1 pseudogene is annotated in these 639 nt (G+C 40.7%); it reads left to right on the forward strand.

Annotation, left to right across the window (positions count from 1 at the left end):
- Positions 1 to 639: pseudogene (locus AC1Z3T_RS21175) on the forward strand (hypothetical protein); the annotation flags it as partial.

Raw genomic sequence — 639 nt, forward strand, 5'->3', positions numbered from 1 at the left:
TGCACCAACAGCAGGTACAGATGCGACCAACAAGACTTATGTAGACTCAAAAGCAGCAGCATCAAGAACAGAAGTCGCAGCTGGAAGCAATGTATCTGGTGTAGTAAAAACGACAGGCGCAAACGGTCAAGATATTTATACAGTAAATGCCAATGGTACGACTGCATCAGCAGGTTCTTCAGCAGTTACCGTAACACCAGGCACGAAAGATGCAAATAATGTCACTGACTATAAAGTAGACTTGTCAGCGACTACAAAAACCGATATTCAAAAAGGTGTAGATGCAAAAAATGCTGTAGATACTGCAGGTCTAAAATTTAAAGGTGATACAGCAACCACAAGCAATACCAAGAAATTAGGTGACACCGTTTCGATTACGGGTGATACGAACATTAGTACAGTTGCAACAACTGATGGTGTACAGGTTAAGTTAAATCCAAACTTAGATTTAGGAGCAACTGGTAGCGTTAAAACGGGTAATACCACGATTAACAATGCAGGTGTAACAGCTGACCAAGTTACAGTTGGTGGTGTTGTTATTAACAACACATCAGGTATTAATGCTGGTGGTAAAGCGATTACCAATGTAGCAGCACCAACAAATAACACAGATGCTGCTAACAAGAAGTATGTAGATGA

The sequence above is a fragment of the Acinetobacter sp. B-6 genome (assembly GCF_056930735.1).